Below are 22,496 nucleotides of genomic sequence, written 5' to 3'. Positions count from 1 at the left end.
AAAGCCGCAAGCGCCATGAATTGGCGCCGGCGGCTGCCTTTGCAGGCGCTGAGTGGCTGGCAGTTCCGGGATCTCAATGGTGATCTGATCGCCGGCCTGACATTGGCCGCGATCGCCATTCCCGAGCAGATGGCAACGGCCCGGCTCGGAGGTTTTGCTCCCGAGATTGGTTTTTTCGCTTTTGTCGCCGGTTCGGTGGCGTTTGCCCTGTTCGGCGCCAATCGTCACCTCTCGGTTGGCGCGGATTCGACCATCACGCCGCTGTTCGCCGGCAGCCTGGCGCTGCTCGCCACATCCGGCTCGCCGCATTATCTGGCACTGGCAGCCATGCTGGCGTTGATGGTGGGGCTGATCGTATCCTTGAGCGGCGTCTTTCGCCTCGGCTGGATCGCCGATCTCCTGTCCGTGCCGGTCACCACAGGGTTTCTGGCGGGCATCGCCGTCCATATCATCGTCTCGCAGATGCCCGGGCTGCTTGGCCTGCCGGCCGAGAGTGGAGAAACGTTGCGGCGTATCGGCGAGATCGGCGGCAATCTCCATCTCACCAATCCCTGGAGCCTAGGGCTCGGCCTCGGCGTGTTCGCCATCGTGTTCTGTTCGGAACGGATCAGCGCCCGCATCCCCGGCGCCTTGATCGGCATGGTGCTTGCCACGCTTGCGGTCGTCGTCTTCGGCCTCGGGGATCGCGGCGTCGAGGTGCTAGGCGCCTTGCCAAACGGCCTGCCGCGAGCCGACCTGCCGGAGGCCAGCCTCGACGATATCCAGGCGCTGGTGCCACTGGCGCTGCTGATCGCCATTGTCGTCATGGTGCAGACGGCCGCCACCTCGCGGTCCTTTGCCTCGCAGCAGGACGACGCACCCGACGTCAACCGCGATTTCATCGGCGTCGGCGCCGGCGGCATTTTGTCGGGCCTGTTCGGCGCCTTTGCCGTCAATGCCAGCCCGCCGCGCACGGCCATCGTCTCCCAGTCGGGTGGCCGCTCGCAACTGTCCGGCCTCATTGCCGCGGCCATCGTGCTGGCGCTCGGTGCCTTTGGCGGCGGTCTGCTCGCCAATGTTCCGCAGGCAGCCCTTGCCGGCGTCCTGATGTTCGTTGCCCAGCACATATTGCGCTGGAAGGTGCTCGCCAGCGTCTATCGGCAGGCGCCGGTCGAATTCGTGTTGATCCTGGTCACCATGGCGGCAATCGTGGTGTTGCCGATCGCAACCGGCGTGGCGGTGGGCATCGGCCTGTCGCTGCTGCATGGCATATGGAGCGCGACGCGCACGGAGCCGATCGAACTCGAACAGGTGCCGGGCACGTCCGTCTGGTGGCCTCCGGCCAAGCCCAGCGCTGGCGAACAACTCCCGGGCGTGCTGGTCGCGGCCTTCCAGGCGCCACTGTCCTTCGTCAATGCCGATCGCTTCAAGCGCGGCGTTTGCGACCTTGTCGATGCCAGGGACGAAACCGTGAAACTGGTCGTGCTGGAGGCCAGCAACATCGTCGAGATCGACTACACCGCCGCGCAGGCCCTGATCGACACCATCCTTCATTGCCGCAAGGCGGGCGCGGTCTTTGCCATAGCGCGGCTGGAATCGCTGCGCGCCCAGGCGGCGCTGGCGCGGTTCGGCATCGCTGAAATGGTCGGACCGCAGCGCATATTCCACAGCGTCGACGCGGCGATCAAATCACTTGGTCCGGGAAAACAGCACCAGCAAGGACAGGATGGAGTGTCATGATCGACCCGCGAGAACCCATTGTGACGCCGGTTCCCGTCGAGGGACTGAGGCCGACGCAGATAACGGTGGGCATGAGAGAAGTTGCGTTGAAGCGCCAGATGATCCGGGAGCAGGACGCCAAGAAGAAGACCGGCGCTTTTCTCGGCAAACACATGGTGCCGGTCGTATTGGGTCCCAAAAATCGCAGCTACGTCACCGATCACCATCACCTCGCCCGCGCCCTGCTCGAGGAAGGCGTCAAGGACGTGCTTGTGGCCGTGATCAGCGACCTGTCCGCGCTCGACAAGGACACGTTTCTTTTCGTGCTCGATAACAGAGGCTGGATGCACCCGTTCGATGAGAGCGGCCGGCGCCGCGATTACTCGGCCATTCCGAAGACAATCGGCGAACTGATTGACGATCCTTACCGGAGCATGGCGGGCGAACTGCGCCGGATGGGCGGCTTTGCCAAGGACACGACGCCGTTCAGCGAATTCATCTGGGCGGATTTCCTTCGTCGGCGCATCGATCGCAACGCGGTTGCGAAGAACTTCGACAAGGCGATGAAAGAGGCACTTAGCCTGGCCAAGGGCAAGGACGCGGACTATCTGCCGGGCTGGTGCGGCCCGACCTCGGATTGAGCCTGCTTCGGCCGAGGCGCGATGCCGTTTGACTGGCGGGCTCGATAATCGCCTGGCGTCTCGCCCATGATGCGTCGAAAGCGGCGATTGAACGTCGACAGGTCGTTGAAGCCGGCGTCGAAGGCGATCGCCGAGATCGCATCATCCGACAGGCGCAGTCGCAATGCCGCACGGTGGAGACGGATCTTGAGCAGGAACTGGTAGGGCGTCATGCCGGCAACCTGCCGGAAAATACGCAGGAAATGATACGGGCTGGTCGCCGTCTCTTCCGCCAGCGCAGACAGCGAAACCGGCCCGTCGGCATCCAGTTCGATCCGCCGCACGGCTTCGGCCACCCGTTTCTGATCGCGACGGCTTGGTCCGCGCCTGATGGACGTAGCGCCGGAAATCGTGGCCACAGCCGCAGCAGCGATGCGCACACCGAGTTCCTCGAAGGCCTCGCTGTCGCCCGTCCCCCGCGCGGCTTCCGCCTCGGCCAGCAGCGGCGCCAAGGCCGGCAAGGGCGGCAGGCGCGGCGCATCGAAGGCAAGCGTGCTCGCGCCCGGCAAACCGGCGACAATCCGTTCCATGTAGGCAGGCTTGAAATGGAACGAGAGACAGCGGTCGCCGCTGCCGTGTTCGTGTCCGCATTCATAGCATGTGCCGGAATTGCCGAGCAGCAGCGCGCCTGGCGCCAGCATGGCGGTGCCTTGCTGCGCGCGGTAGCGGAACGTGCCGCCGGTGACCGCTGCAACACAGAAATCCTGATGGGCTTCCTCGAACGGCCGGTCGCCCGCGCCGGCCGTGCAGATCACATCCGCCACGTGCCAGCCGGGTCCGGATGCGAGAGTGCGGGTCGTCGCTGTCATGGCCGAAATATAGCAATTTTTCCCAAGCCCAGAACCCCGTCAGCGCCTATTCCTCCCGGTCTCCTGACAGAAAGAGGCCGCAGCCATGTTCGACCCCTTTGCCGAAGCCCTGCACAGTCCCGGACCAATCGACGGGCTCGCCGAAGAACTGAACCTTTATGGCCGCTTCGTCGGCGCCTGGACTTTCGATGCCTCACGCCACCTCGAGGATGGCACCGTGCTGACCGGACGTGGCGAGGTGCATTTCGGCTGGGTGCTCGAAGGCCGCGCCATCCAGGACGTCTGGATCCTGCCCGCGCGTAATGCTGGCCCCTCGCCGTCGCTCGGCAAGTGGACGTTCTGCGGCACGACGCTGCGGGTCTATGATCCCGGCGCGGACGCCTGGCACATTTTCTGGAGCGATCCGCGCAATCAGTATTTCAGCCGCCAGCTCGGCCGCGCCAAAGGTGATACGATCGTGCAGGTCGGTGCCGACGGCACCGGCTCCTCGGTGCGCTGGAGCTTTTCGCGGATCACCGAAGACAGCTTCCGCTGGCTCGGCGAGCGCTCGCACGACAATGGCGCGACATGGCGGCTCGAAGTCGAGTTCCTTGCACGGCGAGCGACAACAGCCTGACGCCGCAACACTTTGTAACAATGGAGAAAACGATGTTCGATCATATCTCGATCGGTGTTCGCGACGCCAACACCTCCAAGCGCTTCTATGACGCAGCGCTGAAGCCGCTCGGCTACACCTGCCTCAGCCAGTCACCGGGTTCGCTCGGCTATGGCGCCGAAAGCGTCGCGCTATGGGTCAACGAGGCAGCGCGGCCGGTTCCGGCGAACGAAAAATCAGGCCTGCATTTCTGCTTCGCCGCGCCGACACGCGACAGCGTCGATGCCTTCCATGCCGCTGCCTTGCGCGAAGACGGCAGCGACAATGGCGCGCCGGGCCCGCGCGCCGACTACGGCGACAATTATTACGCCGCCTTTGTTATCGACCCGGATGGTTATCGCCTCGAGGCCTATTGCGGCGCTGCCGGCTGACCCGTCGAGAGCCGTGGTTTCGCGGTCCTGACAGTTTCCACCGACCAGGCTTTGCTCTACCAATGGCATGGTACGGGCTCGGCCCGGCGGGAGGGTCAGCGATGCCGAGTTTCGACAGCCTGTTCAATGCCTTCGTCACCATTCTCGTGACCATCGATCCGCCCGGCCTGGCGCCACTGTTCCTCGCCGTGACGCGCGGCATGAACCGCGAGGAGCGCCAGCAGGTGTCGGTCCGCGCCTCGGTCATCGGCTTCCTGGTGATGGCGCTGTTCGCTGTGGCCGGCGCCTCGATCCTGTCGGTGTTCGGCATCACGCTGCCGGCCTTCCGCGTCGCCGGCGGTTTCCTGCTGTTCTTCATCGCCTTCGAGATGGTCTTCGAGCGGCGACAGGACCGCAAGGAGAAGATCGGCGACGTCGCCATCACCAAGGACATGATCCACAACATCGCCGCCTTCCCGCTGGCGATCCCGCTGATCGCCGGCCCCGGCGCGATTTCGGCGACGGTGCTGCTCTCCGGCTCGTTTCAGGGCTTTGCCGCGCAGGCAGCACTTGTCGGCATCATCCTCGTCTGCCTCGCCATCACCTATCTGGTGTTCGTGCTGTCGGAACGCATCGACCGCATCCTCGGCCAGACCGGCCGCTCGATCCTGACCCGCCTGCTCGGCGTCATCCTGGCCGCACTGGCCGTGCAATTCGTGGCCGACGGCATCAAGGCGCTGATGGCGGGGTGAACGGCAGTCCCTACTGCCCCACTGCCCTACTTTGCGGTGGTGTCGATGACTTCGAAATCATGCGTGATCGTGGCCGTCTTGGCCATCATGGCGGAGGCCGAACAGTATTTTTCGATCGAAAGATTGATCGCCCGCTGAACCTTGTCGGGCGACAGCGCGCGGCCCTTGACGATGAAATGCATGTGGATGCGGGTGAACACCTTCGGGTCGGTCTCGGCGCGATCGGCGTCGAGTTCGACGACGCAGTCCTCGACCGCCTCGCGACCCTTTTCCAGTATATGCACGACATCATAGGCCGAGCAGCCGCCGGTGCCGATCAGCACCAGTTCCATCGGGCTCGGGCCTGGCGTCTTGCCTTCAGGGCCGGGTGCCGTTCCCAGCACCAGCTTGTGGCCGCTGCCGGACTCGCCGACGAAGGTGCGCTCTTCGATCCATTTTATCCGTGCCTTCACCGCTTTGTCCTTTCAGTCCTTTGGCCGCGCCTGCTGTCAGGCCAAATCAACAATGCAAAACCCCGAAAGTCCATGCAGGACCCTCGGGGCATCGATCACGCGACATCAGCCGTCTGATGTTGCTTTCGATCAGAACGGGATCTCGTCGTCCAGTTCGCGCGACGAACCGCCGCCACCGCCGCCCCTGGGGGCGCCGCCGCCACGGTTGAAGCTCTCGTTCGGGCTGGACTGGCCGAAATCGGAACCGCGGCTGCTGCCGCCGCCGGAATAACCGCCGACCTGCCCGCCCTCACCCTGGCGCCCGTCGAGCATCTGCAGTTCGCCGCGGAATCGCTGCAGCACGACTTCCGTCGTGTACTTGTCGGCGCCGGTCTGGTCCTGCCATTTGCGCGTCTGCAGCTGGCCCTCGACATAGACCTTCATGCCCTTCTTCAGATACTGCTCGGCCACCTTGGCGATGCCCTCATTGAAGATGACGACATTGTGCCACTCGGTCTTTTCCTTGCGCTCGCCGGAATTCTTGTCGCGCCAGCTTTCCGACGTGGCGATACGGATGTTGACGACCGGCTCGCCAGAGTTCAGGCGGCGGATTTCAGGGTCCGCGCCGAGATTGCCGACCAGAATGACCTTATTGACGCTACCCGCCATGATTTTTCTCCGCGCTCATCCGAAACAAATTTTTGTCGCAGCACCTTACAGGCTGCGGACGTCAGCCGCCTGCTAAGGCTGGCTTTTCCCACAAGGTTTTTGTTCCCTTTTCGTTCCTATATGCACTGCCGCTGATTGTCAAGGAATGGCAACAGTGCCTGAGCCTGACATATGGGTTTCAAAACAGCGCTTGCCAAATCAATAAGTATCGACTTATGCTTTTGTCATGATCGAAGCAGAGATTTTCCGCGCTTTGGCTGACCCGACGCGCCGCGCCGTCTTCGAGCGCCTCGCCGCAGCTGAAATGAGCGTGTCCGAATTGCGCAGCGGCCTGACGGTGTCGCAGCCGGCAGTGTCGCAGCATCTGGCGGTGCTGCGCGGCGCCGGCCTCGTGGTCGAGCGGCGGGCCGGACGCAACGCCTACTATCGTGCCGATCCGCAGGGGCTCGCCCCCTTGCTCTCCTGGATCGAACGCTACCGGACCTTCTGGCCGGAGCGGATCGAAAGGCTCAAGACGGTTTTGAAGGACATGGATCAATGAAGGATTTGGGATCGATGAACGCCAAGACCCAGGGCGAAGCCTCCCCGGATGTGCTCGAGTTCGAATACGACCTTGCCGAACCGCCGGAAAAAGTGTGGCGGGCGCTGACAGTGCCGGAATTGCTCGCCGCATGGATGATGCCGAACGACATCAGGCCGGAAATCGGCAATCGTTTTGCCTTCGCCGGGACCGAAGCTGCCATCGAATGCGAAATCCTCGACGCCGAGCCGGAGCGCCTGCTGCGCTATTCCTGGCGAGAGCAGCCGGGCGACGCCGGGGATCCGCTCGACAGTGTCGTTACCTTCACACTCGCCCGCACCGTTTCCGGCGGCACGCATCTGCGCATCGTCCATGACGGTTTTGCAGGGAAAGCGATGCCCGCCGTCGCCACGGCGGGCGCCGGCTGCCGGCTCTCGCTTGGAGTGGACGGGCGCGCAAAGCCTGTCGCCGCGAACATACCGAACACCCTGCTGCTTGCAGCCTGAACACGGAAATCGGAGACGAAAAATGAGCGGTCTTGCCAGTCTGGTGCCGATGGTGATCGAGCAATCGAGCCGCGGCGAACGCGCCTTCGACATTTTCTCGCGGCTGCTGCGCGAGCGCATCATCTTCATCAATGGCGAGATCAACGACGACGTCTCGGCGCTGGTCTGCGCGCAGCTTTTGTCATTGGAGTCAGACAATCCCGACAAGGAGATATCGCTCTACATCAACTCGCCGGGCGGCGTGGTGACCAGCGGGTTCGCCATCTACGACACGATGCAGTATGTCAGTTGCCCGGTATCGACCGTGTGCATGGGGTTTGCCGCCTCGATGGGTTCGTTCCTGCTGATGGCGGGCACGCCGGGGCGCCGCATCGCGCTGCCCAACGCCACCATTCTGCTGCATCAGCCGCTGGGCGGCTTCCAGGGCCAGGCTTCCGACATCCAGCGCCATGCCGAGCGGATCGGCAAGACCAAACGCCATATGGCCGAACTCTACGCCCAGCATTGCGGCCGCAGCTATGAGGAGGTCGAACGCACGCTCGACCGCGACCATTTCATGACCGCCCGCGAGGCCCAGGCATGGGGCATTGTCGACCATGTGTTCGACACGCGCAAAAAGGCGGCGTGAACCAGCTCGGATTTCTGCCCGCTGTCGATGATTTGACGACACCGCTCTGGTTCCGGGAGCGGCTGGTCCCTATAATCCCGGGATGATCGACACTCATTCGCCCAGGACGTCGCATCGCCTCATGGTCGCAGCGGTGCTCACTTTTGCCAGCCTCGCGAGCGGTATGGCCCTCGCCGGCGACAGCGCACCGCAGGCACAGAAACGCGCACTGCCCGGTGTGAACGGTGATTATCGCATCGCCAAGCCGGGTCCCCGGCCGGAACCCGACGATGCGTTCCCCAGCAACGGCAACGGCACGTTCAAAATCGGCGATACCGATGTCAGGATTTCCGGCACCATCACGGTCGATATGGCCACGGGCGGGTTTAAGCCGCCGAGGTGAGCAGCCCTCCGCTGGGGCCGGTGCAGCCATGTCGTCAAAAGAACAGCCCCGCCGTGCCCTAGGCAAACGGACGGGGCTTTTCTGGATCTCAAATCCAAATTTTGCCGGGAGTGTACTGCCGGCGTTTGATTTCGGATGCTACGCGGCGTCAGCCGACGATCCGACTAGCGGTCTCTGATTTTGGGGATACGGCAAGTCACGGTTTGTCGGGTGGCGCAAACGCTAAACCCTGGCACTTATGCCTGCCGCGGCTCCAACGAGGCGTGGAGCCCTTGGGGACTGTCCGGTGGCGTCATGCTCCGCTCCTGTGTCCGTTGCGACATTGTCGTAGCGAAGCGCAAATCGCAAATGCCTGCGGCGTCTCGCAGGCCGCCTTGGGGCGGCGAGGCCATCGAAAGACGGCCGGCTTCGCTGACCCCGGGAGACTGCCCCCGTGAGCCGGCCACGTCAACCTTCAATAGCCGGTTACGGAAAATTGTGATCGCCGGGAGGTTACGTACAGGTCAGGTTTCTACACAGCTTTGTCAGGAGCGTGTTCGGCCTTTGTTCTTTCTGCTTGCCCCTTCGCGCGAAAGACGGTTAAACGACTTTGTCGGGAATTGTGGCGTCTCTCGACGTGGCGGCAAAAACACCTACATAGGGGATGGCTGGGACAATCCCGCCAATCCCACGAATTCCAGATCTGAGGCGGCGACCGGCGATGGCCGACCATAAATTCCTTTCCATTCGCGGGGCGCGCGAACACAATCTGAAGAATGTCGATCTCGACCTGCCGCGTGACAGCCTGATCGTCATGACCGGCCTGTCTGGTTCCGGCAAATCGTCGCTGGCCTTCGACACCATCTATGCCGAAGGCCAGCGCCGCTATGTCGAGAGCCTGTCGGCCTATGCCCGGCAATTCCTCGAGATGATGCAGAAGCCCGACGTCGACCAGATCGACGGCCTGTCGCCTGCCATCTCGATCGAGCAGAAGACTACCTCGAAGAACCCGCGCTCGACGGTCGGCACCGTCACCGAGATCTACGACTATATGCGCCTGCTGTTCGCGCGTGTCGGCGTACCTTATTCGCCGGCCACCGGCCTGCCGATCGAGAGCCAGACGGTCAGCCAGATGGTCGACCGGGTGCTGGCGCTGGAGGAAGGCACGCGCCTGTTCCTGCTGGCGCCGATCGTGCGCGGCCGCAAGGGCGAGTACCGCAAGGAACTGCTGGAGCTGCAGAAGAAGGGTTTTCAGCGCGTCAAGGTCGACGGTGTCTTCTATGAGATATCCGATGTTCCGGCGCTCGATAAGAAATACAAGCACGACATCGACGTCGTCGTCGACCGTATCGTCGTACGCGGCGATCTGGCCACGCGTCTTGCCGACTCCATCGAGACGGCGCTGAAGCTCGCCGAGGGGCTGGCGGTGGCCGAGTTCGCCGACAGGCCGCTCGATTCCAGCCAGACCGGCGAGGATTCGGTCAACAAATCGAAGAACGAGACGCATGAGCGCATCCTGTTCTCGGAAAAATTCGCCTGCCCAGTGTCCGGCTTCACCATTCCCGAAATCGAGCCGCGGCTGTTCTCGTTCAACAACCCGTTCGGCGCCTGCCCGACCTGCGACGGTCTCGGCAGCCAGCGCGCCATCGACCCCAATCTCGTCGTGCCCGACGAAAACGTGTCGCTGCGCGACGGCGCCGTCAGCCCATGGGCGAAGTCGACCTCGCCCTATTACGTGCAGACGCTTGAGGCCTTAGGCAAGGCCTACGGCTTCAAGCTCGGCGACAAGTTCAAGGATTTGAGCGCCGAGGCCCAGGACGCGATCCTGCGCGGCACCGGCGAGCGCGAAGTCACCTTCCAGTATGATGACGGCCTGCGCTCCTACAAGACGACCAAGACCTTCGAAGGCGTCATCCCCAATCTCGAACGGCGCTGGAAGGAAACCGAATCCGCCTGGATGCGCGAGGAGATCGAGCGCTTCATGTCGGCGACGCCCTGCCCCGTCTGCAAAGGTTATCGGCTGAAGCCGGAAGCGCTGGCGGTTAAGATCGGCGGCAAGCACATCGGCGAAGTCACGGAACAGTCGATCCGCAACGCCGACAAATGGTTCACCGACCTGCCTGCGCAGCTCAACGACAAGCAGAACGAGATCGCGGTGCGCGTGCTGAAGGAAATCCGCGAGCGGCTGCGCTTCCTCAACGATGTCGGGCTCGATTATCTGACATTGTCGCGCAATTCGGGCACGCTGTCGGGCGGCGAGAGCCAGCGCATCCGCTTAGCGTCGCAGATCGGCTCGGGGCTCACGGGCGTGCTTTACGTGCTGGACGAGCCGTCGATCGGCCTGCACCAGCGCGACAACACGCGCCTGCTCGATACGCTCAAGCACCTTCGCGACATCGGCAACACCGTCATCGTCGTCGAACATGACGAGGATGCCATCCTGCATGCCGACTATGTCGTCGACATGGGTCCGGCCGCCGGCATCCATGGCGGCGAGATCATCGCCCAGGGCACGCCGCAGCAAGTGATGGCCAATCCCAACTCGATCACCGGCAAATACCTGTCGGGCGCGCTTGAAGTAGCCACCCCCGGGGTCCGGCGCGAGGCGAAAAAGAACCGGCGCCTGAAAATCGTCGGCGCGCGCGGCAACAATCTGAAGAACGTCACTGCCGAAATCCCGCTCGGCACCTTCACCGCCGTCACCGGCGTATCGGGCGGCGGCAAGTCGACCTTCCTGATCGAGACGCTGTTCAAGGCAGCCTCGCGCCGCATCATGGGCTCGCGCGAGCATCCGGCCGAGCATGACCGCATCGAGGGCCTGGAATTCCTCGACAAGGTCATCGACATCGACCAGTCGCCCATTGGACGGACCCCGCGTTCGAACCCCGCCACCTATACCGGCGCCTTCACGCCGATCCGCGACTGGTTCGCCGGCCTGCCCGAGGCCAAGGCGCGCGGCTACCAGCCGGGACGCTTCTCGTTCAACGTCAAGGGTGGCCGCTGCGAGGCCTGCCAGGGCGACGGCGTCATCAAGATCGAGATGCACTTTTTGCCTGACGTCTACGTCACCTGCGACGTCTGCCACGGCAAGCGCTACAACAGGGAGACGCTCGACGTCCTGTTCAAGGGCAAGTCGATCGCCGACGTGCTCGACATGACCGTCGAGGAAGGCGTCGACTTCTTCGCCGCCGTGCCGGGCGTGCGCGACAAGCTCGATACGCTGAAGCAGGTCGGCCTCGGCTACATCCATATCGGCCAGCAGGCGACGACACTGTCCGGCGGCGAGGCGCAGCGCATCAAGCTCGCCAAGGAACTGTCGCGCAAGGCAACAGGCAAGACGCTCTACATCCTCGACGAGCCGACCACTGGCCTGCATTTCCACGACGTCGCCAAACTCTTGGAAGTGCTGCACGAACTGGTTGACCAGGGCAACACGGTGGTGGTCATCGAGCACAATCTCGAAGTGATCAAAACCGCCGACTGGGTGCTCGACCTCGGCCCCGAAGGCGGCGACGGCGGCGGTGAACTGGTTGCCCAGGGCACACCGGAAGCGATCGTGCGCGAGAAGCGCAGCTACACCGGGCAGTTCCTCAAGGAACTGCTGGAGCGGCGCCCCGGAGGCAAGCGCGAAGCGGCGGAGTGATCGGCGGACCGGTTGGCGCCTGGAGAGTGTTTGGATGACAATCAGAAGAGCGCTTGCCGGTGATATCCAAACAGTCGTTTCGCTGACGCAAGCCGCCTACGCCCCCTACAACGCCATGCTCGACGCACCGCCGATCCCGGTGACCGAAGACTACGCGCCGCGCATCGCGAACGCCGAGGTCTGGCTGCTGGAGAGCGGCGGCGAACCTGCCGGAGTGCTCACACTGGAGCGGCATGCGGATCACGCCATGATCTTCTCCATCGCGGTGTCGCCCGCCTTCCAGGGCAAGGGGTTCGGTATCGCATTGCTAAAACACGCCGACGAGCAGACGCGCCAGTGGCGCCTGCCGGAGATACGGCTCTACACCAATGCGAAAATGGAGCGGAACATCGCGCTCTATCTCGCTTACGGCTATCGCGAAACGGGTCGCCGGCCCAACCCCTACCAGCCAGGATGGGTGCTTGTCGACATGGCAAAGCCGGTCGACGAGACCACGACGGCCTGATTTTCTGAACGCGGCCAGACTTCTGAATTTGGCCAGACACCGCACTCGGGAGGACGATAATGAGCAAATCGGGAACAATCCGCTCCGGCATGGGCGGCTGGACCTTCGAGCCCTGGGATACGTCCTTCTATCCGGACAAATTGTCGAAGGCCAAGCAACTGCACTACGCCAGCCGGCAGGTGCCGAGCATCGAGGTCAACGGCACCTACTATTCCAGCTTCAAGGAGCCGACCTTCGTCAAATGGGCAAGCGAGGCGCCGGACGGTTTCGTCTATTCGCTGAAGGGCAACCGCTTCGTCACCAACCGCCGCGTGCTGGGCGAGGCCGGTGAATCGATGATGCGCTTCCTCGGCTCCGGCGTTGCCGCGCTCGGCGTCAAGCTCGGCCCGATCCTGTGGCAGTTCGCGCCGACGAAAAAGTTCGATCCGGACGATTTCGAAGCTTTTTTGAAACTGCTGCCGGAGAAACAGGACGGTGTCGCGCTGCGCCATGCGCTGGAAGTCCGCAACGACAGTTTCATCGTGCCGGAATTCGCGGCACTTGCCCGCAAATACAAGGCGGCGATCGTCTGTGCCGACCATGCCAAATATCCTGATATCGCCGACGTCACCGGCGACTTCGTCTACGCACGACTGCAGACCGGATCGGACGACAATCCCGATTGCTACACGCCGAAGGGGCTCGACGAGTGGGCGGCGCGGGCAAAGACATGGGCTGAAGGCAAGCAGCCGGCCGATTTGCGACGCGCCGATCCCGCCACCGACGCGCCCGTTCAGCCGCGCGACGTGTTCGTCTACTTCATCACCGAGGGCAAAGTGCGCGCACCGTTCGGGGCGATGGCGCTGATGAAGCGCATAGCCGGCTGACGAGCATTCGTTGTTGTTCGGCTACATGCTGTAAGTGCATCATCTATGCGTTTTGCGCGTAGCAAAGCGCCTATTCCCGGGCATCTTCGCCACGATCGTAACCTTATCGACACTTCCTTGCTGCATGTATGCGGCGACGCCAAGCTGCAGAGCTGGAGCCGCCGCCGGCAGGGAAAGAGGGGCATGTCGCTCGACTACACTTCACTTCTGCTGGCTGTCGGTTTCTCCGCTGCTTGCCTGAGCCTGACATTGTTCGGCATGTGGCTGACCGCCCGCACGGAACGGTTCCTGCTGACATGGGCGATCAGCCTGGTATTCGTGGTCGGCGATATCTTTGTCTATGACGCCTATATCGACATGCCCGGGCGCTTGCTCGGCATCGCCACCCTTGCCCTGTTGCTGCTCGGTTTCTCAACCATGCTGGGTGCGGCCTACCAGTTCAGAACCGGCGGCTCGCCGCTGCCGCGAGCATTGTTGGGCTGTGTTTCACTGGCAGTGACGCTGCCCCCCATGGCTCTGGGTTATGATGGCCTTGGCTTCATGTTCGAGAACCTGTTCGCCGCCTTGCTCCTGTTCGCGACGGCATTCGAATACTGGCGCGGCCGCGACGAAGCCCCTGCCCTGACGGTCGGCATCACCACGCTCTACTCGGCCACCGCCGTTTCCTTCATGCTGTGCGCGGCGGTCCTGGCATGGGACGGCAAGCTGGTTCTCGGCCATGCACCAAGCAACTGGGCCGAGGAACTGAGCCTCATTGTCGTCATCGCCAGTATGACGGGCATTGGCGCCCTGTCCCTTGCGCTCAATCAGGGGCGCCTGGCGAGACACCACCGCCGCAACGCGCTCACCGATCCCTTGACCGGCCTGCTCAACCGGCGCGCACTGTTCGACATGCATGGCCATCTCCCGGTCGGTGCCTTTACCGCCGTGGTCGTCTTCGATCTCGACAATTTCAAAGCCATCAACGACGAGTTCGGCCACGCGGCCGGCGACGAGGTGCTGAAGGTATTTGCGAGCGAACTCGCCGGCAATCTTCGCCAGACCGACGTTGCCGCGCGCATGGGCGGCGAGGAATTCGCGCTGGTGTTGAAGCGCACCTTGCCGGAAACGGTCGAGGGCGCGGCGGAGCGCATCCGAACCGCCTTCGCGACACGCCAGATAGAGACCGAAACCGGCTCCCTGAGATGCACGGTCAGTGCCGGTTTTGCATTCGGCAGCAAAGAGGGGCTCAGCTTCGACAAGGTGCTCAGCGCCGCCGACAAGGCGCTTTACGACGCCAAGCGCGGCGGCCGCAACCGCGTCACCGCCTCTGTGTTCCGGCGCGCGAGCTGACCGCGCTTATCAATGCCGAGCTGTGACTATTGGATGGGCGAAAGCGACTCTATTGGATGGGCGAAAGCGGCTCTATGCCGCCATCACGATTTCATTGAAAGTATCGAGGTCGACGTAGAACACCTTGGTGATCTCCTCGATCAGGTCGTCATATTCGCAGCCCTGTGACCTCAAAATGTTGATGGCCGCGATGATATCGACCCGTTCGGTAAGCCGCCGCTTCTGGTAGTCCTCGACGAAACGTTCCATGGCTGTCCCTTAGCCTGTGTGCCCAAACGCGTTTGAACGACAAAGATCGCAGGAGAGAAGCTAGGAAGCCTTGCTTGCGTGGAACTTGCCGGCCTTCGCCGCGCCCTCGATCTGCGATAACCAGACTGATACGGAAGCGGCCGACTCACAAAGCCAACAAAAAGACTAGCATGCCGCCTCTGGCGCGCCAGAGACGAGGATCGCTGGATGAAAGAAATATTCGACTTGCCAAGGACTTTGGATCGTCAGCTGAAGTCCAGCACCGATTCTAGACGGTAAGAAACTTTCGCACATCAGCCCGGTCTAAATCTTCCGCCGGTCCAGTATGGACGATCTGGCCCCGGTCCATGATATTGACCTCGTCGGCAAGCTCGCGGCAGAAGTCGAGATATTGTTCGACCAGCAGCACCGCGATACCGGCCTGGTCGCGCAAATAGCGGATGGCGCGGCCGATGTCCTTGATGATCGATGGCTGGATGCCCTCGGTGGGCTCATCCAGCACCAGCAGCTTCGGCCGCATCACCAGCGCCCTGCCGATGGCGAGTTGCTGTTGCTGACCGCCCGAAAGATCACCGCCACGGCGGCCGAGCATCTGCTTCAGCACTGGAAACAGCTCGAAGACATGCGCCGGCACATTGCGGTCGGCACGCTTCAACGGCGCAAAACCCGATTCCAGGTTTTCGCGCACCGTGAGCAGGGGAAAGATCTCCCTGCCCTGCGGCACGAATGCGATGCCCGACCGGGCGCGGTCATACGCCGCGCTCCGGTCGAGCGCCTTCCCCTCGAAGGCAACGCTTCCGCTCGTCAGCCGGTGGTGGCCGACGATCGATCTCATCAAACTGGTTTTGCCGACGCCGTTGCGGCCGAGCACGCAAGTGATCTTGCCGGCACCCGCCTTCAGCGAAACGCCGCGCAGCGCCTGGGCGGCGCCGTAGTGGAGCGTGGCGTTGGAAACTTCGAGCATGTCAGCGCCTTCTCCAGAACCGGAGAAACGACAGATCGAAGCGATGAAACTGCACCCGCCAGACCATGGTCATCTCCCCAGATAGACTTCGACGACGCGCTCGTCGGCCGAGACGAAATCGAGTGTGCCTTCCGACAACACCGAGCCCTCGTGCAGGCAGGTGACCTTGACGCCGAGTTCGCGAACGAAATGCATGTCGTGCTCGACGACGATGACGGAATGGTCGCGCGCAATGTCCTTGAGCAGCCGCGCCGTCTCCTCGGTTTCGGCATCGGTCATGCCCGCGACCGGCTCGTCGACCAAAAGCAGCTTCGGGTCCTGCGCCAGCAGCATGCCGATCTCCAGCCACTGTTTCTGGCCGTGGCTGAGATTGGCGGCCAGCTCGTGGCGCTTGTTGCCCAGCCGGATAATGCCGAGAATGTCGTCGATCTGCCGCGCCTCGGCCGCAGAGCGGCGGTTGAACAGCGCCGGGAAGATCGAACGCGGCCCCTTCAGCGCCAGCATCAGATTGTCCTCGATCGTGTGGCTTTCGAAGACTGTCGGTTTCTGGAACTTGCGGCCTATGCCCATCATGGCGATCTCGGCCTCGTCATGCCTGGTGAGATCCACCTGGCCGTCGAAGAACACTTCGCCCTCGTCGGGCCGCGTCTTGCCGGTGACGATGTCCATCATCGTCGTCTTGCCGGCGCCGTTGGGGCCGATGATGGCGCGCATCTCGCCCTTGTCGAGCACCAGCGACAAATTGTTGATGGCGCGAAAACCATCGAAGGAGACCGAGACGCCGTCGAGATAGAGGATGGTGTTCGACTTGCTCATGGTCGCTACTCCGCCGCCTGCGGTTCAGGGTCGGACAAGGACCATTCGCCCGGATTCCTCGCCGGCGAGCGAGCGGGCTTCGAGGTCGCGGACGGCATTGCAACCTTGGTGGCGGCCTCTTCAGCGACGGAGGCCGCGCGCAACGCCTTCGCATTGCCGCCCCAGCTGTCCCACATGCCGATGATGCCCTTTGGCAAGAGCAAGGTGACGGCAACGAACAGGCCGCCCAGCGCAAACAGCCACAATTCCGGCAGCACGCCGGTGAACCAGGATTTGCCGGCATTGACCAGCAGCGCTCCGATGATCGGCCCGACAATGGTGCCACGTCCGCCGACGGCGGCCCAGATCACCACCTCGATCGAATTGGACGGTTCGAACTCGCCGGGATTTATGATTCCGACTTGCGGCACATAGAGCGCGCCGGCAATGCCGGCCATGACCGCCGAGACGGTGAAGGCGAACAGTTTCACATTCTCCGCCCGCCAGCCGAGGAAGCGCGTGCGGCTTTCGGCATCGCGCACCGCCATCAGGAGCTTGCCGTATTTGGAGCCGACGATCGCCCAGGTGATGAACACGGCGAGCGCCAGCATCACCGCGCTGGCGGCGAACAGCGCCGAACGCGTTGCGTCGGCTTGCACGTTGAAACCAAGAATGTCCTTGAAATCAGTCAGGCCGTTATTGCCGCCGAAACCCATATCGTTGCGGAAAAAGGCGAGCAGCAGCGCATAGGTCATCGCCTGGGTGATGATGGAGAGATAGACGCCGGTGACGCGGCTGCGGAAGGCGAACCAGCCGAAGACGAAGGCGAGTAGGCCGGGCACCGCCAGCACCATGATCGCCGCAAACCAGAAATGATCGAAGCCATGCCAGAACCACGGCAATTCCTTGTAGTTCAGGAACACCATGAAATCAGGCAGGATCGGGTTGCCATAGACGCCGCGCGAACCGATCTGGCGCATCAGATACATGCCCATCGCATAGCCGCCGAGCGCGAAGAAGGCGCCGTGGCCGAGCGAAAGGATGCCGCAATAGCCCCAGACCAGGTCGAGCGCGAGCGCCAGCAGCGCATAGCAGAGATATTTGCCGGTCAGCGCCACGATATAGGCCGGGACGTAGAAGGCGCTGGTTGGCGACACCGCAAGGTTGAGCAGCGGCACGATAATGGCCGCGGCCAGCAGGATGAAGATGGTGATGGCGATGCGGCGGTCGGCGCCGGCGGCGAAGAAGCGTCCCGTGATCATGCTTCCACCGCCCTGCCCTTGAGGGCGAACAGGCCGCGCGGGCGCTTCTGGATGAACAGGATGATCAGCACCAGCACGACGATCTTGCCGAGCACGGCGCCGGCATAAGGCTCGAGGAACTTGTTGACGATGCCCAGCGAAAAGGCGCCGACCAGCGTGCCCCAGAGATTGCCGACGCCGCCGAAGACGACGACCATGAAGCTGTCGATGATGTAGCCGCGGCCGAGATTGGGCGAGACATTGTCGATCTGGCTGAGCGCGACACCGGCAATGCCGGCGATGCCGGATCCGAGCGCGAAGGTCAGCGCGTCGACCCATGGCGTCCTGATGCCCATCGAGGCCGCCATGCGGCGGTTGGCGGTGACGGCGCGCATCTGCAGTCCCCAGGGCGTGCGCTTCATCACATAGAGCAGGACGCCGAAGACGGTGAGCGCGAAGACCAGGATCCACAGCCGGTTCCAGGTGATGGCCAGCTGGCCGATATCGAACGAACCCGACATCCAGGAGGGGTTGCCGACCTCCTGGTTGGTCGGCCCGAAGATCGAGCGCACCGCCTGCTGCAGGATCAGCGACACGCCCCAGGTCGCCAGCAGCGTCTCCAGCGGCCGTCCGTAGAGGAAGCGGATGACGCCGCGTTCGATGGCAAGACCAACGAGCGCGGCGACCAGGAAGGCAAGCGGCAGCGCGATGACCAGCGACCAGTCGAACAGGCCGGGAAAGGATGTGCGGATCACTTGCTGGACAACGAAGGTCGTGTAGGCGCCGAGCATGACCATCTCGCCATGCGCCATGTTGATGACGCCCATGACGCCGAAGGTGATGGCGAGCCCGATCGCCGCGAGCAGCAGCACCGACCCTAGCGAAATGCCGTACCAGATGTTCTGCCCGGCATCCCAGATGGCGAGCGTTGAATTAATGCTTGCGATTGCGGCCGTCGCCGCTTCCTTGACCGCTCCGGAGGCGTTGGCCTCGACGGAGGTGAGTAGCGAAACCGCATTACGGTCGCCACGCGCACCGATCAGCGCGATTGCGGCGAGCTTGTCTGCATCAGGCTTGTCTGAAACCAGTATGGAAGCGCCACGCGCCTGCTCTAGCAAAGCCTTGACGCTCGCCACGCTTTCACTGGCGATCGCTGCGTCGAGCGGTTCGATATTGGCGGCGTCCGGTGTCTTGAACATGGTGTCGGCCGCGGCGATGCGAACGGTCGGATCCTTGGAACCAAGCGTCAACGTGCCCAATGCATCACGGATGGCGCGGCGCAAGGTGTTGTTGACAGTGATCTTGGTTATGTCGTCCTCGGAGGCCTCGCCAGCTGCCTCGCCGCTCAGCGGGTCAAAAAGCTGGACGCCTTCATCGCCTTCCTTGCCGACAAAAACCATCGAGTCGGCGGTGCGAATGTAAAGATTGCCGTCAGCCAATGCAGCAAGCGGCCGTTCGACAGCGGAATCCCCTGTGGCTGTCAATTCTTGGACGACAGCTCCCGTCTCAGAAAAGTCCGTTACCGTAGCGAACTTGGCGATGATGCCACGCAGGTCGGCTTCCGCGGCGCCCGAAGACGACAGCGTCGTCAGCAGGAACAGCAGTGTCAGGCCCGCGCGGATCAAGGTCATCGGCTTATGTTAACCCCTTGAAGGTTTGAATTGGACGTCCGGACGGCGGAGGAAACCGTCCGGACGCTGCGGTCTGGTCATGGACCCAACAGTCCAGACCTGGGAGGTCAGTTCGTTCCCTTGCCGCCGCACTTGCCGGTAGCAACGTTGAAGTTGCCGCAGGACAGAGGCTTGCGCCAATCGGAGATCAGGTCCTTGGAATCCGGCAGGTAATCGGACCATTCATCGCCCATCACCAGACCCGGTGTCTTCGAAACCGTTTCGAACTGGCCATTGGCCTGGATTTCGCCGATCAGCACCGGCTTGGTGATGTGGTGGTTTGGCATCATCGTCGAATAGCCGCCGGTCAGGTTCGGCACCGAAACGCCGATCATGGCATCGATGACCTTGTCCGGATCGGTGGTGCCGGCCTTTTCAACCGCCTTCACCCACATATTGAAGCCGATATAATGGGCTTCCATCGGGTCGTTGGTGGTGCGCTTGTTGTTCTTGATGAACTTGTGCCAATCGGAGATGAACTTCTTGTTCTCGGGCGTGTTGACGCTCTCGAAATAGTTCCAGGCGGCGAGATGGCCGACCAGCGGCTTGGTGTCGAGACCGGCAAGCTCTTCCTCACCGACGGAGAAGGCCATGACCGGAATGTCCTCGGCCTTGATGCCCTGGTTGCCGAGTTCCTTGTAGAATGGCACGTTGGCGTCACCATTGACGGTCGAAACGACGGCGGTCTTCTTGCCGGCAGAACCGAACTTCTTGATCGCAGAAACTTCGGTCTGCCAGTCGGAGAAGCCGAACGGCGTATAGTTGGTCATGATGTCTTCGGCAGCGACGCCCTTGGACTTCAGATAGGCCTCGAGGATCTTGTTAGTGGTACGCGGATAAACGTAGTCGGTGCCTTCCAGCACCCAACGCTTCACCGAACCGCCGTCCTTGCTCATCAGATAGTCGACGGCCGGAATGGCCTGCTGGTTCGGAGCCGCACCCGTGTAGAACACGTTGCGCTCGCTTTCCTCGCCCTCATACTGGACGGGATAGAACAGGATGTTGTCGAGCTCGGAGAACACCGGCAGCACCGACTTGCGCGACACCGAGGTCCAGCAGCCGAACACCGCCGCGACCTTGTCCTTCGAAATCAGCTCGCGCGCCTTTTCGGCGAACAGCGGCCAGTTGGAAGCCGGATCGACGACGACGGCTTCAAGCTTCTTGCCGAGCAGGCCGCCCTTGGCGTTCTGCTCATCGATGAGCATCATCATGGCGTCCTTCAGCGTCGTCTCCGAAATCGCCATGGTCCCCGACAGCGAATGGAGAATGCCGACCTTGATCGTATCGTCGGCCGCCCTGGCGGGAGCCGACATCAACAGGCCGGCGGCAACGACGCTCGCCGAAAACATTTTTGTTATTGTCGAGAAATTACCCCTCATACGGAAGTCTCCCACGCTGGTTGATTGCACCGCAACAATACAATGCAACCCCCATGCCAACCGCTGCCGGGGATGCTGAAAAACGGCAAATAACCAGGCATTATCAAGCGTTTATTATATTAGTTTGAACAAATCAAAGAGAGCCGGTTAAAAATTGGTTGAGAGAAATTTGCGCAGCGCATTTAGCATCTGCCTAATTTTTGCCCAATTTCGCCAAATGCCTAGATTTTGGCCTCAACGTGCGAGGTGGGGCTATGAAGTTGCAGCACAGCGCAAAAATAGGGCAAGCTCTCTGCTCAACCGAGCGACGTCATGACATCCCTGATTTCACGCATTTTTATCGGCATAGCGCTTCTGGCGGCAGCGACCGGCGCCGCACAGGCCGACTTCAGCGACGGCAAGATGCCTGACGGCACCTATCACTGCGAAGTCTACCTGCTCGGCTTGTTCCTCGACCTCGGCGACATCACGGTCAAGGGGAACGTCTATACAGGCCCGGTAACCTTCGGAACCGCCCAGCAGGCTTACAATTATCAGATGAATGCAAACGGCGAGATCTCCTGGCTGGGACCGCTCGGCGGCTACACCACGGGCGGCAACTCGCTGTCGATGACCCAGGCAACGCTGGATGGCCAGAACCCGCCCTCCTTCGACATCATCATGAAGCAACCCGACGGCGCCTTCACCGCCTCGACCTGCACCCGGCGGAGCAATCCGTAGGCCTGCCCTGGAACGGCGCCGCCGTACGGCCCGCAAGCCGTGTCCGCCTTCTCGTGTCATCTCACGCCGGATGGCACGACCTTGTTCCTGTCGGTCCAGCACCCCGCGGAAGACGCCGAGACGCTCGACAAGGCGGAAACATTGTGGCCCGATTTCAGGGACGGCCAGCCGCCGAGGCCGTCAGTGGTCGCCATCCGCCGCATGGACGGCCTGCCGGTCGGCGCCTGACCTATATCCGACAAAAATGCGGAGCGCCTGGCGCGCTCCGCACACCGGTCCGGGAAGACGGCAATCACCGGCGACGGTCACGCCGAACTGCTTGACGGCGATTCTGCTTTCACCGGAAGCACTTTAGCGCGCCGCTGCGGCAACCTCGAGCGCCAGCCGGCTCATATCGGTGAAAAGCGCCTGGCGCTCGGAATAGTCGGCCTGTTCGCCGGTAACCAGATTGTCGACGACGGTCAGCAGCGATAACGCCCTCGCGCCGAAATGCGCCGCGATGCGGTAGAGCGCGCTGGTTTCCATGTCCACGGCCAGCGCTCCGAGCGCCCTTGCCTCGGCATATCGGGTGTGCGTTTCAGGATGATAGAATATGTCGGTGCAGACTGTCAGGCCGGCATGGTGGTCGATGCCGAGTTCGGCTGCCTTGGCCAATGCGCGGGCGAGCAACGCCGGATCCGGGCCGGCGTCAGCCTCATAAAGGCCAAAGACCTGGCCGCTTTGCTTGTTTTCCGGCCGTGCCGATTGCGAGATCACCAGGCTGCGCAGCTTTACCTCGGCGCTCAGGCCGCCGCAGGTCCCGGTGCGGATCAATGTTCGGGCGCCATAATAGTCGAGCAATTCATGGGTATAGATCAGGAACGACGAAACCCCGATACCCGTTGTCTGGATGCTGATGGGCCAGCCGCGATAAAGGCCGGTAAAGCCGAAAGCACCCCGCCTGCGATTGACGCAGCGTGGCGCCTCGAGAAATGTCTGCGCCATCCATTCGGCGCGCTGCGGGTCGCCCGGCAACAGCACCGTTTCGGCGTAATCGCCCCTGCCTGCCTCTATGTGTGGCGTCAATCGCCGCT

Annotated in this window: 25 protein-coding genes; 15 read left to right on the top strand and 10 right to left on the bottom strand. The window is 62.5% G+C overall.

Annotation, left to right across the window (positions count from 1 at the left end):
- Positions 1-15: 15 nt before the first annotated feature.
- Together CK226_RS29395 and CK226_RS29390 are read left to right on the top strand one after the other, a co-directional pair.
- Positions 16-1,719, top strand: a complete 1,704-nt coding sequence (locus tag CK226_RS29395; protein WP_095775439.1) for a SulP family inorganic anion transporter — start codon at positions 16-18, stop codon at positions 1,717-1,719.
- Positions 1,716-2,339, top strand: coding sequence for a ParB-like protein (locus tag CK226_RS29390; protein WP_095793721.1), 624 nt, complete (start codon positions 1,716-1,718; stop codon positions 2,337-2,339). The genes CK226_RS29395 and CK226_RS29390 overlap by 4 nt, the downstream gene beginning before the upstream one ends.
- Here CK226_RS29390 and CK226_RS29385 read toward each other — a convergent pair.
- Complete coding sequence (locus CK226_RS29385; protein ID WP_245437882.1) at positions 2,303-3,187, bottom strand: AraC family transcriptional regulator; 885 nt, start codon at positions 3,185-3,187, stop codon at positions 2,303-2,305. The genes CK226_RS29390 and CK226_RS29385 overlap by 37 nt on opposite strands.
- A gap of 85 nt (positions 3,188-3,272) precedes the next feature.
- Here CK226_RS29385 and CK226_RS29380 point away from each other — a divergent pair, with 85 nt between their 5' ends.
- The 3 genes from CK226_RS29380 (at position 3,273) to CK226_RS29370 (ending at position 4,944) form a co-directional block, all read left to right on the top strand.
- The gene (locus CK226_RS29380; protein WP_095793720.1) at positions 3,273-3,803 is read left to right on the top strand and encodes a hypothetical protein; all 531 of its coding nucleotides are present in this window, start codon (positions 3,273-3,275) and stop codon (positions 3,801-3,803) included.
- Positions 3,804-3,835: 32 nt separating this feature from the next.
- On the top strand, positions 3,836-4,213 hold the full coding sequence (locus CK226_RS29375; protein WP_095789741.1) for a VOC family protein: 378 nt from the start codon (positions 3,836-3,838) through the stop codon (positions 4,211-4,213).
- Between the two features lie 101 nt (positions 4,214-4,314).
- A complete protein-coding gene (locus CK226_RS29370) occupies positions 4,315-4,944 on the top strand; it encodes a MarC family protein (RefSeq protein WP_095775385.1) in 630 nt (209 codons plus the stop codon).
- 26 nt (positions 4,945-4,970) lie between these two features.
- Here the strand turns inward: CK226_RS29370 and CK226_RS29365 are convergent, their stop codons facing one another.
- Together CK226_RS29365 and CK226_RS29360 are read right to left on the bottom strand one after the other, a co-directional pair.
- A complete protein-coding gene (locus tag CK226_RS29365) occupies positions 4,971-5,396 on the bottom strand; it encodes an OsmC family protein (RefSeq protein ID WP_095793719.1) in 426 nt (141 codons plus the stop codon).
- Positions 5,397-5,525: 129 nt separating this feature from the next.
- On the bottom strand, positions 5,526-6,044 hold the full coding sequence (locus tag CK226_RS29360) for a single-stranded DNA-binding protein (protein WP_064985641.1): 519 nt from the start codon (positions 6,042-6,044) through the stop codon (positions 5,526-5,528).
- A 226-nt stretch (positions 6,045-6,270) separates the two neighbouring features.
- On the opposite strand from CK226_RS29360, the gene CK226_RS29355 reads away from it, so the two are divergent.
- From CK226_RS29355 to CK226_RS29320, 8 genes are all read left to right on the top strand, one after another.
- On the top strand, positions 6,271-6,585 hold the full coding sequence (locus CK226_RS29355) for a metalloregulator ArsR/SmtB family transcription factor (protein WP_010909628.1): 315 nt from the start codon (positions 6,271-6,273) through the stop codon (positions 6,583-6,585).
- A 14-nt stretch (positions 6,586-6,599) separates the two neighbouring features.
- Positions 6,600-7,070 carry an SRPBCC domain-containing protein gene (locus CK226_RS29350; RefSeq protein ID WP_245437881.1) on the top strand — a complete coding sequence of 157 codons (471 nt, stop codon included), beginning with the start codon at positions 6,600-6,602 and terminating at the stop codon, positions 7,068-7,070.
- Positions 7,071-7,092: 22 nt separating this feature from the next.
- Entirely contained in the window at positions 7,093-7,698 is a 606-nt protein-coding gene (locus tag CK226_RS29345; RefSeq protein WP_095775382.1) for an ATP-dependent Clp protease proteolytic subunit, read from the top strand.
- Positions 7,699-7,819: 121 nt separating this feature from the next.
- Positions 7,820-8,080, top strand: coding sequence for a hypothetical protein (locus CK226_RS29340; RefSeq protein WP_245437880.1), 261 nt, complete (start codon positions 7,820-7,822; stop codon positions 8,078-8,080).
- Positions 8,081-8,780: 700 nt separating this feature from the next.
- A complete protein-coding gene (uvrA, locus tag CK226_RS29335; protein WP_095793717.1) occupies positions 8,781-11,702 on the top strand; it encodes an excinuclease ABC subunit UvrA in 2,922 nt (973 codons plus the stop codon).
- A gap of 34 nt (positions 11,703-11,736) precedes the next feature.
- The gene (locus tag CK226_RS29330; protein ID WP_095793716.1) at positions 11,737-12,207 is read left to right on the top strand and encodes a GNAT family N-acetyltransferase; all 471 of its coding nucleotides are present in this window, start codon (positions 11,737-11,739) and stop codon (positions 12,205-12,207) included.
- Positions 12,208-12,266: 59 nt separating this feature from the next.
- On the top strand, positions 12,267-13,073 hold the full coding sequence (locus CK226_RS29325; RefSeq protein WP_095793715.1) for a DUF72 domain-containing protein: 807 nt from the start codon (positions 12,267-12,269) through the stop codon (positions 13,071-13,073).
- 183 nt (positions 13,074-13,256) lie between these two features.
- The gene (locus tag CK226_RS29320; protein ID WP_095793746.1) at positions 13,257-14,405 is read left to right on the top strand and encodes a GGDEF domain-containing protein; all 1,149 of its coding nucleotides are present in this window, start codon (positions 13,257-13,259) and stop codon (positions 14,403-14,405) included.
- A 72-nt stretch (positions 14,406-14,477) separates the two neighbouring features.
- Here CK226_RS29320 and CK226_RS29315 read toward each other — a convergent pair whose 3' ends face one another.
- The 6 genes from CK226_RS29315 to urtA all read right to left on the bottom strand — a co-directional run bounded on the left by CK226_RS29315 (position 14,478) and on the right by urtA (position 20,673).
- A complete protein-coding gene (locus CK226_RS29315) occupies positions 14,478-14,654 on the bottom strand; it encodes a hypothetical protein (RefSeq protein WP_019858306.1) in 177 nt (58 codons plus the stop codon).
- A 268-nt stretch (positions 14,655-14,922) separates the two neighbouring features.
- A complete protein-coding gene (urtE, locus tag CK226_RS29310; RefSeq protein ID WP_013895283.1) occupies positions 14,923-15,618 on the bottom strand; it encodes an urea ABC transporter ATP-binding subunit UrtE in 696 nt (231 codons plus the stop codon).
- A gap of 69 nt (positions 15,619-15,687) precedes the next feature.
- Positions 15,688-16,434, bottom strand: coding sequence for an urea ABC transporter ATP-binding protein UrtD (gene urtD / locus CK226_RS29305; RefSeq protein ID WP_095793714.1), 747 nt, complete (start codon positions 16,432-16,434; stop codon positions 15,688-15,690).
- Positions 16,435-16,439: 5 nt separating this feature from the next.
- On the bottom strand, positions 16,440-17,675 hold the full coding sequence (urtC, locus tag CK226_RS29300; protein ID WP_095793713.1) for an urea ABC transporter permease subunit UrtC: 1,236 nt from the start codon (positions 17,673-17,675) through the stop codon (positions 16,440-16,442).
- Entirely contained in the window at positions 17,672-19,285 is a 1,614-nt protein-coding gene (gene urtB, locus CK226_RS29295; RefSeq protein WP_095789695.1) for an urea ABC transporter permease subunit UrtB, read from the bottom strand. The genes urtC and urtB overlap by 4 nt, the downstream gene beginning before the upstream one ends.
- 107 nt (positions 19,286-19,392) lie before the next feature.
- Positions 19,393-20,673 carry an urea ABC transporter substrate-binding protein gene (gene urtA / locus CK226_RS29290; RefSeq protein ID WP_245437879.1) on the bottom strand — a complete coding sequence of 427 codons (1,281 nt, stop codon included), beginning with the start codon at positions 20,671-20,673 and terminating at the stop codon, positions 19,393-19,395.
- 342 nt (positions 20,674-21,015) lie between these two features.
- On the opposite strand from urtA, the gene CK226_RS29285 reads away from it, so the two are divergent.
- Both CK226_RS29285 and CK226_RS29280 read left to right on the top strand, forming a co-directional pair.
- Complete coding sequence (locus tag CK226_RS29285; RefSeq protein WP_095789694.1) at positions 21,016-21,423, top strand: hypothetical protein; 408 nt, start codon at positions 21,016-21,018, stop codon at positions 21,421-21,423.
- 39 nt (positions 21,424-21,462) lie between these two features.
- Complete coding sequence (locus tag CK226_RS29280; protein ID WP_095793711.1) at positions 21,463-21,651, top strand: hypothetical protein; 189 nt, start codon at positions 21,463-21,465, stop codon at positions 21,649-21,651.
- A 123-nt stretch (positions 21,652-21,774) separates the two neighbouring features.
- On the opposite strand, the gene CK226_RS29275 is transcribed toward CK226_RS29280, so the two are convergent.
- Positions 21,775-22,488 carry a DeoD-type purine-nucleoside phosphorylase gene (locus CK226_RS29275; RefSeq protein ID WP_095793745.1) on the bottom strand — a complete coding sequence of 238 codons (714 nt, stop codon included), beginning with the start codon at positions 22,486-22,488 and terminating at the stop codon, positions 21,775-21,777.
- Positions 22,489-22,496 lie beyond the last annotated feature (8 nt).

It is taken from the genome of Mesorhizobium sp. WSM4311 (genome assembly GCF_002295115.1).
In the GTDB taxonomy this organism is placed as follows: domain Bacteria; phylum Pseudomonadota; class Alphaproteobacteria; order Rhizobiales; family Rhizobiaceae; genus Mesorhizobium.
Note: the sequence above shows the minus strand (reverse complement) of the source record. Positions and strands in the feature narration are given on the sequence as shown.